Below are 14,128 nucleotides of genomic sequence, written 5' to 3'. Positions count from 1 at the left end.
AGCCGTCGCCGTTGCGGCCCCGCCGCCCCGGCCCCCTTCCGCCCTCCCGCCGCCGCCCCTACCCTGACGGTCCGTCAGAAACAGGTGGATGAACCGGAGGTCATCGATGTCACTGCTCGCGGGCAAGACGGTCGTCGTCTCGGGGGTCGGCGCCGGGCTCGGGCACCAGGTCGCGGCGGCCGTCGTGCGGGACGGCGGGAACGCGGTGCTCGGCGCGCGGACCGGGGCGAACCTCGCGAAGAGCGCGGCCGGGATCGACCCGGAGGGCACCAGGACCGCCTACCGGGCCACCGACATCACCGACGAGGAGCAGTGCGGGGCGCTGGCCGCGCTGGCGCGGGAGCGGTTCGGCGGGATCGACGCGGTGGTCCATGTCGCCGCCTGGGACTCCTACTTCGGCGGGGTCGAGGACGCGGACTTCGCGACCTGGGCCTCGGTCATCGACGTGAACCTGCTGGGGAGCCTGCGGATGACCCGGGCCTGCCTGCCGGGGCTCAAGGAGGGGGGTGGGTCGGTCGTGTTCGTCGGCACGCAGTCGGCGGTGGCCGCGCCCTCGCAGGTCAGGCAGGCCGCGTACGCCGCCTCCAAGGGGGCGCTGACCAGCGCGATGTACTCGCTCGCGCGGGAGCTGGGGCCGTACCGGATCCGGGTCAACACGGTGCTGCCGGGCTGGATGTGGGGGCCGCCGGTGCAGGCGTACGTGCAGTTCACGGCGCACACCGAGGGGGTGCCGGAGGACGAGGTGCTGGGGCGGCTGACCGAGCGGATGGCGCTGCCGGAGCTGGCGACGGACGGGGACGTCGCGGACGCGGCGGTGTTCCTGGCCTCGGACCGGGCGCGGGCCATCACGGGCCAGTCGCTGCTGGTCAACGCGGGGGAGCTGATGCGCTGAGGCACTGGTTTCGGCCATTGCACTCGTTCATGGATATGAATCAAGGTCAGTAAGCCGAACGATTTTACTTTCCCTTGACCCTACGCCCGCTTGTCGTGCCCTCGCAAACGAACCCACGATGAGCGGGCACTTCGCGGCCTTCCCCGTCCCCGCTCCGCTCATGCGAAGTGCCAGCCAGCTGAGCGGAGTTCACAAGGCGGACCCTGGAAGGGGGGCGCATGAACGGGCTCGACTGGGCCGTGCTCATCGGCTACTTCGGCGTGATGGTCGCGATCGGCGTCTGGTCGCACAAGCGGGTGGACAACGTCAGCGACTTCTTCACGGCCGGCGGGAAGATGCCCTGGTGGCTGTCCGGCATCTCGCACCACATGTCGGGCTACAGCGCGGTGATGTTCACCGGCTACGCGGGCATCGCCTACACCTACGGCGTGACGTCGTTCGTCACCTGGTCCTTCCCGATCGCGCTCGGCATCGCGATCGGTTCGAAACTCTTCGCCCCGCGCGTCAACCGGCTCCGCTCCCGCCTCCACGTGGCGTCCCCGCTGGAGTACCTGAAGAACCGGTACAACCTCTCCACGCAGCAGGCCCTGGCCTGGTCCGGCATGCTGCTGAAGATCGTGGACGTGGGCGCCAAGTGGGCGGCGATCGCCACCCTGTTGTCGGTGTTCACCGGCGTGTCCCTGAACCAGGGCATCCTCATCACCGGTGCGATCACCGCGATCTACTGCACGATCGGCGGCCTGTGGGCGGACGCGCTGACCGAACTGGGCCAGTTCGTCATCCAGTTGCTGGCCGGCATCTCGATGTTCGTCGCCGTCGTCCTCAAGCTCAACGACAAGGGCATCGGCATCTTCGACGCCTTCGACCAGCCGGCCCTGCACGGCCACGGCAAGCCGCTGGTCGGCCCCTACGGCACGGTGTTCCTGCTGGCGTTCCTCTTCATCAAGCTCTTCGAGTACAACGGCGGCATGCTCAACCAGGCCCAGCGGTACATGGCCACGGGCAGCCCGCGCGAGGCCGAACGCTCCGCCCGGCTGTCCGCCGCCCTCTGGCTGGTCTGGCCGGTCGTCCTCTTCTTCCCGATGTGGATGTCCCCGCTGCTGGTCCACGCGGCGAAGCCGGACGGCTCCGACTCCTACGGCCTGATGACCGAACAGCTCCTTCCGCACGGCCTGCTGGGCCTGGTCGTCGTCGGGTTCTTCTCCCACACGATGGCGATGTGCTCCTCCGACGCCAACGCCATCGCCGCCGTCTTCACCCGTGACGTGGCGCCGGTCTTCTCGCAGCGGGCCCGTGCCTGGAGCGAGCGCTCGGGCCTGATCGCGGCCCGCGTCACGACCGTCGTCTTCCTCGGCCTGTCCATGGCGGTGGCGACCCAGGTCAACAGCCCCACGTTCAAGGACATCATCACCGTCGTCATCAAGTGGGTGGCCGGTCTGATGGGCCCGATCGCGATCCCGATGATGCTGGGCCTGCTCCGCCCGTTCCGCCGCTCAGGACCGACGGCCGCGCTCACCAGCTGGGCGGCGGGCCTGCTGGCCTTCTGGCTCGTCAACTACCCGATCAACTGGAACGTCGACGGCGGGGTCCCGCTCCAGTACCAGGTCTCGGTCCCGCTGGCCGTCTCCCTGGTGCTGTACGTCCTGATCGGCTACCTGAAGCCGGAGGACACCCCGGAACGCCTGGCGATCATCGAGACCGTCAACACGGACGGCGACGGCGCGACGGCGGCCGCGGTGCCCGCGGGGGCGGGTGCCGGGGAAGGGGTGCCGGCGCAGTAGGGAAGCCCCGGGGGGCGCGGGTCGTGGCTCGGCTGACGGCCGGCGGGGGGCCCGGCGCGCGGTTCCCCGCGCCCCTTTCGGGGTGCTGGTGCTCAGGTACCTCGCGGATATCTGGCCAGCCACCCCGGAGCCGCGCCCGCCGGGCTGTGCAGGGCCGGCCCCTGGGTCATCTCCATCGCGAAGTCGTCGGCCAGCTCCAGCATCGTCTGACGGCCCTCCAGCTCGGCGATCCAGGCCGGCGGGAGGGCCGTCTCGCCGTGCAGGGCGCCGAGGAGGCCGCCGGTGAGGGCACCGGCGACCGCGGAGGGCCCGGCCTGGTTGACGGCGAGGCACAGGCCGTGCCGTACGTCCTCGCCGACGAGCGCGCAGTACACGGCCGCCGCGAGCGTCCCGTCGGCCGCCCCGTCGCCGGTCAGCTCCTCGACCCGCGCCGGGGACGGCATCCCCTGCCGTACGGCACCCAGCGCGTGCTGCAACGCGTCCGACACGGGCTGGTGCCCCGGCCGGGCCGCGAGCAGGGCGAGAGCCCGCTGCACGGCCCCGTCGAGCGAGTCACCCCTCGCCAGCGCGTGCACGATCACCGCGTACGCGCCCGCCGACAGGCAGGCCGTCGGATGTCCGTGGGTCTGCGCCGCGCACTCCACCGCGAGCTGTACGACGAGCTGCGGCTCCCACCCCACCAGCAGCCCGAACGGCGCCGACCTGGCGACCGCCTCCGGCCCCATGTCCTCCGGGTTCTTGGGCGCCTCCAGCGTCCCCATCCGCTCGTCCCCGAGCCCCAGCAGCAGCGACCGCGTGGGATCCCGCCGGGCGTACAGCCACTCCTCCCGGGCCAGCCACCCGTCGTCCTTGCGCCGCTCGTCGGGCCCCCAGTCCCGCTGGGTGGCCGCCCACCGCAGATACGCCCGGTGCAGGTCGGTCGGCGGATGCCAGGCGCCCGTGTCCCTTCGCACCTGGGCTCTTATCAACCCGTCCACGGTGAAGAGGCTGAGCTGCGTGTGGTGCGTGACGGTCCCGCGCCGCCCGTGCCCGAACCCGAGATCGACCAGCCCCTCGGGCCCGTAGGCGGCCTGGATCTCCTCCAGGGTCAGCCCGTCCACCGGCCCGCCCAGCGCGTCCCCGACGGCGGCCCCCAGCAACGTGCCCCGCACCCGGCTCCGGAAGTCCTGCTGCTCCACACGCCCCCAGACGGCACCCGACGTCACACTCACCACCATGACCTCCTCACGGGCACCGTCCGTACATACGAGCGCACAGCACTGTAATCGACCGGGAACGGTCCGTTCAGGGCCCGGTCGAGTATGCGGAGTGTGGGTTGTGTGCTCCCGGGCGACCGGATTCCGACCGGGCCTGGACGGGTGCTCCGGCGCCGGACGGTGCTCCGGCGCCGGACGGTGCTCCGGCGCCGACCGGTGCTCCTCCGCGCCGGTGCCGACCGATGCTCCGGCGCCGGACCCGTGTCCGGGGCGTGTCAGTCCGGGGCGTGTCAGTCCGTGCCGGTGCCGGCCAGGTCGCGGCGGACCCGGTCGCGGGTCTCCTTCGCCCAGGTGAAGTCCGGGTCCAGGCCGATGGCCCGGTCCAGGTCGGCCAGGGCCTCCGCGCCGCGGCCCAGTTCGTGCAGGGCCGCGCCGCGGCCGGCGAGCGCGGAGGGGTAGTCGGGCAGCAGGGCGGCGGCCCGGGTGAGTTCGGTGACCGCGTCCGCGAAGCGGCCCGCGCGCCGGTAGGCGTCACCCCGCTCGGAGGCGATCCAGGGCGAGTCGGGCGCGCGCCGGACCGCCTCGTCGAGGTCGGCGAAGGCCGCGGCCCACTCACCCCGGGCCCCGCGCAGCCGTGCTCTGCGCACCCGCGCCCACAGGTGCCCCGGGGCGAGGCCCAGCGCGCGGTCGAAGTCGCCGAGGGCCCCGTCGTACTGCTCCAGCGCGTGCCGGCACACGCCCCGGCCGGCCAGGGCGTGCGGGTCGGACGGGTCCAGGGCGACGGCCCGGCCGAAGTCGGCCAGCGCCTCGGTGAACCGGCCCGCCAGCCGGTGGGTCTCGCCCCGGGCCGCGACGAACAGCGCGGTGTCGGGCGCGAGTTCGTCCGCACGGTCCAGGTCGGCGAGGGCACCGTCGAGGTCGCGCAGCGCCCGACGGCACAGGCCACGGCCGTAGTACGCCGTGGCCCGCTCCGGGTCCCGTGCGATCGCCAGGTCGTACTCGGCCAGGGCGCGGCCGAACTCCCCGGCGTTGCGGAGTTCCCGGCCCCGGACGACGTGGGCCAGCGCCCGGCCTGCGCCGTCCAGGCCCGGCCAGGCGAGGAGCAGGTCCATGGCCTCGGTCATCCCGTCGGTGAGAGCCTGGCTCAGGCGGCGGCCCCAGTCCCGCACCACCGGGGCCTCGGCGGCGACGCCCGCCTCCGCGACCGTGACCGCCCAGCGGCGGCCGGCCGCCGGATCCGCCGCGCAGGCCGGCAGGAGGGTGTTCAGCGCTTCCGGCAGCGCGGTCCCCGGCCGGGCGCACAACCGGTGGTACGTCTCCTCCAGCAGGAGTTCGCGCCACGGCTCGTGGTCCCATTCCGTGCCGGGGCGCAGGCCGTTCGCGGTCTCCTCGCGCCAGCCGCCGTAGGCCTCCGCGAGCCTCTCGTGCTCCCGTGTCCAGCCGCGTGGCGAGTGCCGGCGGCGCAGCCGGAGCATCGCGTCACGGACCAGGTCGTGATAGGTGAGCCGGTCCCGGCGCTCGGTGACGAACGGCAGGCCGCGCAGCCAGCCGAAGAGCGCGTCGGCGTCCTCGTCCGGGCAGTCCACGACCGTACGGAAGACGTCCAGGTCGAGGCGCCGGGGCAGCGCGCAGGCGAGCGCCACCGACCGGCGGGCCGGATCGGGCTCCCACTTCAGGAAGCGTTCGACGGCGGTGGCGCTGGGGTCGCCCACGTCGTCCGGGTCGGTGGGGTGCTGTTCGGCCAGGGCGGTGACGAGCACGGGCAGGCCGCCGGTGAGCCGGAGCACCTCGGCGACCACCGGCTCGTCCCGCACCCCCTTGTCCGCGAGCAGCCCGCGGGCCTCCGCCTCCGTGAACGGGCCGAGCGGCAGGTCGGTCCTGAAGTCGGCGAAGCTGCCCCAGCGGGCCGTGTCGAACGGGTGCTGGCCGGAGGTGACCACGACGACGTTGGCGGGGAGGGCGCCGTACCGGTCGGTGGTCATCACGTCGTGCAGCCAGGGGTCGAGGAACGGGCCGGTGCGCTCGTAGGTGTCGAGGAGGAGGACGATCCAGGGGACGGTGTCGGCCGCCGCGGCCAGCTCGTCCAGCAGCACCGGGGTCAGCACCCGCTCCGGGGACAGCACCAGCTGGGCGTCCTCCCGGCTGCGGAAACGGGCCCGGAGCCGGTCGGCGCCCTCGGCGAGGCGGTCGGTGTCCAGGGCGACGGCGAAGGCACCGGCCACCGGCACCATGCCCAGCCCCACCTGTGCCGCCCGTGCCACGGTCAGGCTCCCCGTCGACGGCCCCTCCCGGTCCTCCGGGCCGCCCACCGCCAGCGCGGCCTCGGCCTCGTGCCGGCGCTCCCGGTGTGCGGCCAGCAGCCGCTCCAGCTCCTTGAACCGCCGTCCCTGCGCCTCGAACTGACGGACCATCATCGCCAGCGCCTCGGGCACGCCGGCCACGCCCTCGTCGACGTACGCGGTCAGCGCCCCGGCCTCCCGGGCGATCTGCTCCAGCTCCCGCACCAGACGGGTCTTCCCGACACCGGCGTCACCGTGCACATGGAAGAGGAAGCGATGCCGCTCGTCCTCGGGCGCGAACCCGAGGTTCCGCCGGAACGCCGCCCGCTCCTCGACCCGCCCGACGAAGCCCGCCCTCCGCCGCCGCCCGATCAACTCCTGCATCGACGGCCGCCTCGACCCCATCAACAGCACCCCCGTAGCCGGTCCGTTCGCGGACTCCACCCGACATGCGGCACGCATGCAGACACCGCCTCCCCACCCTCGCACGTCACTCGCCGTGTCCACGGGCCCCCTTCGCACTTCGCACTGCGCGCGCATCCTCGTCCAAGGTGCCCGTGTGCGAGCGGTTCGCCGCCTCGGCGCGACGTCGGGGCGCCCGGCACCCGCCGGGCCGGGGGTGTGAACGGCCGTGCCGGGGAAGGACGATGACATGTCCACCCCCCACGCGCCCCGTGCGCTCTCACTCGCCGCGGCCGTGCTCACCGGCACGGTCGCCCTCTACATCGCCCTCGTCGCCTTCGGGAACATCACCGACTTCGGCACCAACCAGGCGTTCGTCCAGCATGTGCTGGCCATGGACACGACGTTCAAGGACGACGACCTGATGTGGCGGGCCGTCACGGACAAGGGTCTCGAGAACGCGGCCTACGTCGCCGTCATCGTGTGGGAGACGCTGGCGGCGCTCGTGCTGATCGCCGGGACCGTGCTGTGGTTCCGGCGCGACGACGCACGGGCGCGCCGGCTGTCCACCTACGGCCTGCTGATGCTCGTGCTGCTCTTCGGCGCCGGGTTCATCGGGATCGGCGGCGAATGGTTTGCGATGTGGCAGTCGAAGACCTGGAACGGCCTGGACGCCGCGACCCGGGTGCTGGTCCTCACCGGACTCGCCCTGATCGTCGTCCAGTTGCCGGACCGCTCGTCGGCTACTTGACCACCGTCACCTTGGTGTCCGGCTCGGTGCCGAACGTCCACAGGGCCGTGCCGTCGGCCTTCGGCATGCGGATGCCGCTGGTCTGCTTGCCCGCGGCCGGCGGCGGGGACGAGCCGTCGACCGCGTTGGAGAAGGCGATCGACAGACCCGACTTCGCGGCGAAGTAGAGGATGTGCTCGATCTGGACGCCGTCCGAGCCGGTCGTGGACGCCAGGGTCTTGGAGATCGTGTAGCTGCCCGGGTCCGGGCTCACCGTCCCCGGCCACACCGTGAACGTGCGGGTCGCCTTGTCGCTCGCGTCGACCAGCCAGACCCGCTTGCCGCCGAGCGAGTAGACGACCCGGCGGCCGGTCCCGGAGGCCGCCGGGACGTCGGGGGCCTTCGCCGGGGCCGGTGACGCGGAGGGACGGGCGCCCGCCGACGCGCTCGCCGACGGGCGGGCCGCCGCGGCCGCGGGGTGCGGCCCCTGCTCGGCCTGTACGGCGAGGAAGACGACGGCCACCGTCGCCCCCGCCGTCAGACCGGTGACCGTGACCCAGGAGGGCAGTAGGGCAGCCACGGGTACGTATCTCCTCCGCTGTGAGGCCCCCTGTACAGACGACAGAGGTCGGATCATCCTACCGGGCCCTGTCCGGGGGCCCGGCCCCTCAGTCCAGTACCGGCAGCAGCTCCGGCAGGTGCCCGTCGGAGGCCTCCGCCGCCCGCCGCCGCTCCTCGGGCACCTCGCCGTACAGCGTCGTACGCGGCTTCGCCGGACGCCCCGCCGCCTCCGCCACCGCGATCAGGTCACGGACCGACTTGTACGAGCCGTACGACGACCCCGCCATCCGCGAGATGGTCTCCTCCATCAGCGTCCCGCCCAGGTCGTTGGCGCCCGAGCGGAGCATCTCCGCCGCACCCTCCGCGCCCAGTTTCACCCAGCTCGTCTGGATGTTCGGGATGTGCGGGTGCAGGAGGAGCCGGGCCATCGCCGTCACCGCCCGGTTGTCGCGCATGGTCGGGCCCGGGCGGGAGATGCCCGCCAGGTAGACGGGGGCGTTGGTGTGGATGAAGGGCAGCGTCACGAACTCCGTGAAGCCGCCGGTCCGCTGCTGGATCCCGGCCAGGGTGCGCAGGTGGCCCAGCCAGTGGCGGGGCTGGTCGACATGGCCGTACATCATCGTGGACGAGGACCGGATGCCGACCTCGTGGGCCGTGCTGACGACCTCGATCCAGGTGGCGGTGGGGAGTTTGCCCTTGGTCAGGACCCAGCGGACCTCGTCGTCGAGGATCTCGGCGGCCGTGCCGGGGATGGTGTCCAGGCCCGCCTCCTTCGCCGCCGTCAGCCACTCGCGGATCGACAGGCCGGTACGGGTCGCGCCGTTCACCACCTCCATGGGGGAGAAGGCGTGCACGTGCATGCCGGGGACCCGGTCCTTCACCGCCTTCGCGATGTCGAAGTAGGCCGTGCCGGGCAGGTCCGGGTGGATGCCGCCCTGCATGCAGACCTCGACCGCGCCGACGTCCCACGCCTGCTGCGCCCGGTCGGCGACCTGGTCCAGGGAGAGCGTGTACGCGTCGGCGTCGGTGCGGCGCTGCGCGAAGGCGCAGAACCGGCAGCCGGTGTAACAGACGTTGGTGAAGTTGATGTTGCGGGTGACGATGTACGTCACGTCGTCGCCGACGGCCGACTTCCGTACGTCGTCGGCGATCCGGGTCAGCGCGTCCAGCGCCGGGCCGTCCGCGTGGAAGAGGGCGAGGGCCTCGGCGTCCGTCAGCCGCGTGGGGTCGTCGGCCGCGGTCGCCAGGGCCTCGCGGACGTCCGTGTCGATGCGCTCCGGTGCCATGCCGGGGGCCGCCGCCTCGCGCAGGGCGCCCCAGTCGCCGTACACCTCGTCGAAGTCGTCGCGGCGGTCGGTCGTACGGCCCTCGGAGTCGATCGAGGTGTGGAGGTCGGTGCGGCCGGTCGCGACGAAGACCTCCTCCGGCTCCTGCCACGGGTGCCCCTCGACGACCGCGTCCGGGACCGCGAGTCCCGTCTCCGGGTCGGCCAGGGCGGCGACGTGCGGACGCAGCCGCGGGTCCAGCCAGGGCTCGCCGCGCCGGACGAACTCCGGGTAGACGCAGAGACGTTCCCGCAGTTCGAACCCGGCCGCCGCGGACTTCTCCGCCAGCTCCTCGATCTGCGGCCAGGGGCGTTCGGGGTTGACGTGGTCGATGGTGAGCGGGGAGACCCCGCCCCAGTCGTCGATCCCGGCCGCGATCAGGCGCTCGTACTCGCTGTCCACCAGGTTCGGCGGGGCCTGGATGTTGCCGGCCGGGCCCATCACCAGCCGGGCCACCGCCACGGCCGCGACCAGTTCGTCCAGCTCGGCGTCCGGCATGCCGCGCATCGCCGTGTCCGGCTTGGCGCGGAAGTTCTGGATGATCAGTTCCTGGATGCCGTGGTACGAGCGGGCGGTGCGGCGCAGCGCGAACAGCGACTCGGCGCGCTCCTCGTACGTCTCGCCGATGCCGATCAGGATCCCGGAGGTGAAGGGGACGGAGGAGCGGCCCGCGTCCTCCAGGACCCGCAGCCGGACGGCGGGCTCCTTGTCCGGCGAGCCGTGGTGCGGACCGCCGGGCTCGGACCAGAGGCGCGTCGCGGTGGTCTCCAGCATCATGCCCATCGACGGGGCGACCGGCTTCAGGCGCTGGAAGTCCGTCCAGGACAGCACGCCCGGGTTGAGGTGGGGCAGCAGGCCGGTCTCCTCCAGGATGCGGACGGAGATGGCGCGGACGTAGGCGATCGTGTCGTCGTAGCCGTGCGCGTCGAGCCATTCGCGCGCCTCGGGCCAGCGGTCCTCGGGCTTGTCGCCGAGGGTGATCAGGGCTTCCTTGCAGCCGAGGGCCGCACCCTTGCGGGCGACGTCGAGGACCTCGTCGGGGGACATGAACATGCCGTGCCCGGCCCGGCGGAGCTTGCCGGGGACGGTGACGAACGTGCAGTAGTGACACTTGTCGCGGCACAGGCGGGTGAGGGGGATGAAGACGCTCTTCGAGTACGTGATGACACCGGGGCGGCCCGCCTCCGCCAGGCCCGCGTCACGCACCCGGGCGGCGGAGGCGGCGAGGTCGGTCAGGTCCTCACCGCGCGCCTGGAGCAGCACGGCGGCCTCGGCGACGTCGAGGGCGACGCCGTCCCGGGCGCGTTTGAGGGCGCGACGCATGGAGTTCTCGGTGGGGCCGGTTCCGGGGGTCGCGGAAGTCGTCATTCCTTGAGCATACGTTCGGGTTCGGTAGGGGCCGTGGGGGTGCGGTGCGCTGCCGCGTGCCGGTGCGCTGTGGCTGATCGCGCAGTTCCCCGCGCCCCTGAAGGGGCGCTCATCGCGACGCCGGCTTTTTTCTGCCGGGTCCGCAGTCCTGAAAGAAGAAACGCCGCGGCGAGCGCCCCTTTGGGGGGCGCTGGCGGTACCCCCGGCCGAAGGCTGGGGGAGGAACTGCGCGAGAAACCACGACGGACCCGCACTCGCCCCCCACCCCGACCCGGCAGACGGGACGACGCCCCCCTCACAGGTACTGCGCACACGCGTCCAGCACCCCCAGTACCTCCGCCTCCCCCGCCGGAGGCAACTGCACCACGACCTCCTCGACGCCCAGCTCCGCGTAGTACGCCAGCTTCCCCGGCGTCGGGAACACCGCGTACGGCACCACCTGGAGCGCGTCCGTGTCCCGCCCCGCGTCGGCCCACACCGAGCGGAGCACCGGCAGCGACTCCGACAGCCCGCGCCCCCCGATCGGCATCCACCCGTCCGCGTACTCCGCGATGTGCGCGAACAGTTTCGGCCCCGCGGCCCCGCCGACCAGCGTGCGCGGTCCGGTCACCGGCCCGCGCGGCTTCTGCACCGGCTTGGGGAACGCGGAGGACGCCCGTACGCTCCCGAACTCGCCCTCGTACGCCGTCGGTTCGGCCGCCCACAGAGCCCGCATCAGCGCCATCCGGTCCCGGGTCAGCTCCCGCCTGGTCCCCCACCGCACCCCGTGGTCGGCGGCCTCCTCCACGTTCCAGCCGAATCCGACGCCGAGGGTGAAGCGGCCGCCGGACAGGTGGTCGAGCGTGGCGATCTGCTTGGCGAGGTCGATCGGGTCGTGCTGGGCGACCAGGGTGATGCCGGTGCCGAGGCCCAGGCGTTCGGTGACGGCGGCGGCCTGACCGAGGGCGACGAAGGGGTCGAGGGTACGGCCGTACTCGCGCGGCAGCTCCCCGCCCGCCGGGTACGGAGTGGTCCGCTCGACCGGGATGTGGGTGTGCTCGGGCAGGTACAGGCCGGCGAATCCGCGCGCCTCCAGCTCACGGGCGAGCCGGACGGGGGCGATGGTCTCGTCGGTGAGGAAGATCGTGACGGCTATACGCATGCCCCATCTGTACCGGGGGTGGCTCGATATGTCCATACCGACCGGTCGGCATCACCCGCCTCACCTGTCACACCGCTATGCACATGACATAAGGACTTCTGTGGATTCCCTGTCCTTCCGGGGGAGTTCACGTCCACCGGGGAGAGTGAGCCGCATGTGTGAGGACACGCACGACATCGGCAGACGCGCGCTGATCGTGACGGGCGCCACCGCAGCCCTTACGTTGGGAACCGTGAGCTTCGCGGCGGCGGACGGTCAGCACCAGGAGACCCGCACGGTACGCGGCACGCTGCCGGCCGGGTGCCCGGACTTCGTGTACGTACCGGTCGAAGTCCCTCCCGGCGTACGGGAGATCAAGGTCTCCTACACCTACGACAGGCCGAGCGTCCCGGCCGGCACCACGGGCAACGCGCTCGACATCGGCGTCTTCGACCAGCACGGCACCGAGCTGGGCGGCAAGGGCTTCCGGGGCTGGTCCGGGGGCGCCCGCACGGAGTTCTTCGTCCGCGCCGACGACGCCACGCCCGGCTACCTCCCCGGCCCCGTCGGCGCCGGCACCTGGCACATCGCGCTGGGCCCCTACACGGTCGCCCCGCAAGGACTGTCGTACGAGCTGACGATCACCCTGACCTACGGTGAACCCGGCACGCCCGTCCGTCCGGTCTACCCGCCGCAGCGGGCCAAGGGGCGCGGCCGGGACTGGTACCGGGGCGACTGCCACCTGCACTCCTGGTACTCCGACGGCCGCCGCACCCCCGCCGAGATCGCCGCCCTCGCCCGGGCCGCCGGCCTCGACTTCATCAACTCCTCCGAGCACAACACGCACTCGGCGCACGCGCACTGGGCCGACCAGGCCGGCGACGACCTGCTGATCATGCTCGGCGAGGAGATCACCACGAGGAACGGCCACGTGGTCGCCCTCGGCACCGACCCGGGCACCTTCGTCGACTGGCGCTACCGGGCCCGGGACAACCGCTTCGGCCACTTCGCCCAGCAGATCCACAAGGCCGGCGGCCTGGTCGTACCGGCACACCCGCACGCCACCTGCGTGGGCTGCGCCTGGAAGTTCGGGTTCGGGGACGCGGACGCCGTCGAGGTCTGGAACGGCCCCTACACGCCCGACGACGAGGTGGCCCTCGCCGCCTGGGACGCCACCCTGGTCGCCTCGGTACGGAACAACCGGCGGTGGCTGCCCGGCATGGGCAACAGCGACGCGCACCGCGACCCGGACGCGGTCGGCTCCCCCCAGACGGTCGTCCTCGCCGACGACCTGAGCCGCGAGGCGATCCAGGAGGGCCTGCGCGCGGGCCGCTCCTACATCGCCGAGTCGAAGAACGTGACGCTGAGCTTCACGGCGACGGGCGGGCGGGGGGAGCGCGCGGGCATCGGGGAACGCCTCGCCGTCGCCCCCGACGCCCCGGTGACCGTCCGCCTGGAGGCCGCCGGCGTCCCCCGCTGCACGGTCCGCCTCGTCACCGACGAGGGCGTCCTGCTGACCAGCGACCCGCTGCCGGTGACCGGCTCGGGCGTGGTGGAGTGGCGGACGACCCCGCAGTACGCGGCCTACGTCCGCGCGGAGATCCGCCACGAGACAGCGGCGGGCCCGGTCCCCGGCGCCCTCGCGGCCCTGACGAACCCGATCTTCCTGGGACGGTGAGGCATCGCCCCGATTCCGGGGGGGGCAGCGGCAGCGCACCGTAAGGGGCGCGGGGAACTGCGCGACCAGCCACGACGGCGCCGCACTCGACTGACGGCAGACGGCAGACGGCAGACGGCAGATCCCGGCACCTCCAAGCGGAGCGCTCAGTGACGGCCGTCCGGTCCGCCCCCGGTACGCCGCAGTTCGCGCCGCAGCGCGCGCCGCTGCTTTCCCGGCAGGGTGCCGGCCAGCTCCCCCACCGGGGCGACGTCGTGACCTTCGCCGTCCCGGCGGCCCCGGCACCACCACACCGGTGGTTCGGCGGCTTCCGTCGCACCCGGAAACCAGTCGTCGGCGGTCCCCGCGGGACGCGGGTGCATGCCGAGCTTGTGCTCGCCGCAGACCGGCCAGACCTGCCAGAGCAGTTCCACGACGGTCTCCTGCGCCGCCGCCGCGACCACCGTCAGCACCGTCGCCTCGTCGTCCGGCTCCAGCGGGTCACCCTCCTCGGGGTCCCACGCGTTCACCTGGTTGCCCTGCCAACGGCCGTCGGGCATCGCCACGTAGACCTGCCCCCGATCGATACCGCCCGGGGGCAGGCTCGGCCGCGTGTCGACCATCAGCACCAACGCGTCCTGCCCCGGCACGGTCGCCGTCAGGTCCCGGTTGACCACGGCGAGCGCGGCCTCCAGCTTCGGCCACTCACCGGGCTCGACCGGCCGGGGCTCCGGGCGCCGCGGGCGGTCGTCACCAGGACCGATGCGGTGATACGAGAAGTAGCTCACCGGGGCATCGTGCCATCCGCGCTGTCCTG

The 14,128-nt window shown here is 73.0% G+C and carries 10 protein-coding genes; 4 read left to right on the top strand and 6 right to left on the bottom strand.

Translation table 11 applies throughout. From position 1 onward, the window contains the following. Positions 1-106 precede the first annotated feature (106 nt). Both MB828_RS43645 and MB828_RS43640 read left to right on the top strand, forming a co-directional pair. A complete protein-coding gene (locus tag MB828_RS43645; protein ID WP_133026555.1) occupies positions 107-892 on the top strand; it encodes an SDR family oxidoreductase in 786 nt (261 codons plus the stop codon). 218 nt (positions 893-1,110) lie between these two features. Next, on the top strand, positions 1,111-2,673 hold the full coding sequence (locus tag MB828_RS43640; protein WP_133026556.1) for a sodium:solute symporter family protein: 1,563 nt from the start codon (positions 1,111-1,113) through the stop codon (positions 2,671-2,673). 92 nt (positions 2,674-2,765) lie between these two features. On the opposite strand, the gene MB828_RS43635 is transcribed toward MB828_RS43640, so the two are convergent. Then, positions 2,766-3,884 carry an ADP-ribosylglycohydrolase family protein gene (locus MB828_RS43635; protein ID WP_301652994.1) on the bottom strand — a complete coding sequence of 373 codons (1,119 nt, stop codon included), beginning with the start codon at positions 3,882-3,884 and terminating at the stop codon, positions 2,766-2,768. 275 nt (positions 3,885-4,159) lie between these two features. Then, entirely contained in the window at positions 4,160-6,532 is a 2,373-nt protein-coding gene (locus MB828_RS43630) for a tetratricopeptide repeat protein (protein ID WP_301652993.1), read from the bottom strand. A gap of 268 nt (positions 6,533-6,800) precedes the next feature. On the opposite strand from MB828_RS43630, the gene MB828_RS43625 reads away from it, so the two are divergent. Then, positions 6,801-7,301 carry a DUF2165 domain-containing protein gene (locus tag MB828_RS43625; RefSeq protein WP_301652992.1) on the top strand — a complete coding sequence of 167 codons (501 nt, stop codon included), beginning with the start codon at positions 6,801-6,803 and terminating at the stop codon, positions 7,299-7,301. Here the strand turns inward: MB828_RS43625 and MB828_RS43620 are convergent. The 3 genes from MB828_RS43620 to MB828_RS43610 all read right to left on the bottom strand — a co-directional run bounded on the left by MB828_RS43620 (position 7,294) and on the right by MB828_RS43610 (position 11,675). Continuing rightward, positions 7,294-7,860: a hypothetical protein gene (locus MB828_RS43620; RefSeq protein ID WP_301652991.1), complete on the bottom strand. Its 567-nt coding sequence runs from the start codon at positions 7,858-7,860 to the stop codon at positions 7,294-7,296. The genes MB828_RS43625 and MB828_RS43620 overlap by 8 nt on opposite strands. A gap of 88 nt (positions 7,861-7,948) precedes the next feature. After that, positions 7,949-10,534 (bottom strand): bifunctional FO biosynthesis protein CofGH, encoded by a 2,586-nt coding sequence (locus MB828_RS43615; RefSeq protein ID WP_301652990.1) that lies wholly within the window; start codon positions 10,532-10,534, stop codon positions 7,949-7,951. 295 nt (positions 10,535-10,829) lie between these two features. Beyond that, positions 10,830-11,675 (bottom strand): LLM class F420-dependent oxidoreductase, encoded by an 846-nt coding sequence (locus tag MB828_RS43610; RefSeq protein ID WP_301652989.1) that lies wholly within the window; start codon positions 11,673-11,675, stop codon positions 10,830-10,832. Positions 11,676-11,829: 154 nt separating this feature from the next. On the opposite strand from MB828_RS43610, the gene MB828_RS43605 reads away from it, so the two are divergent. Further along, positions 11,830-13,332 carry a CehA/McbA family metallohydrolase gene (locus MB828_RS43605; RefSeq protein ID WP_301652988.1) on the top strand — a complete coding sequence of 501 codons (1,503 nt, stop codon included), beginning with the start codon at positions 11,830-11,832 and terminating at the stop codon, positions 13,330-13,332. 146 nt (positions 13,333-13,478) lie between these two features. Here MB828_RS43605 and MB828_RS43600 read toward each other — a convergent pair whose 3' ends face one another. Continuing rightward, entirely contained in the window at positions 13,479-14,099 is a 621-nt protein-coding gene (locus MB828_RS43600; protein WP_301652987.1) for a hypothetical protein, read from the bottom strand. Positions 14,100-14,128 lie beyond the last annotated feature (29 nt).

The sequence above is a fragment of the Streptomyces arenae genome, assembly GCF_022343545.1.
Lineage (GTDB): Bacteria > Actinomycetota > Actinomycetes > Streptomycetales > Streptomycetaceae > Streptomyces > Streptomyces humi.
The sequence above is the reverse complement of the archived record's forward strand: the minus strand, read 5'-3'. Positions and strand labels throughout refer to the sequence as shown.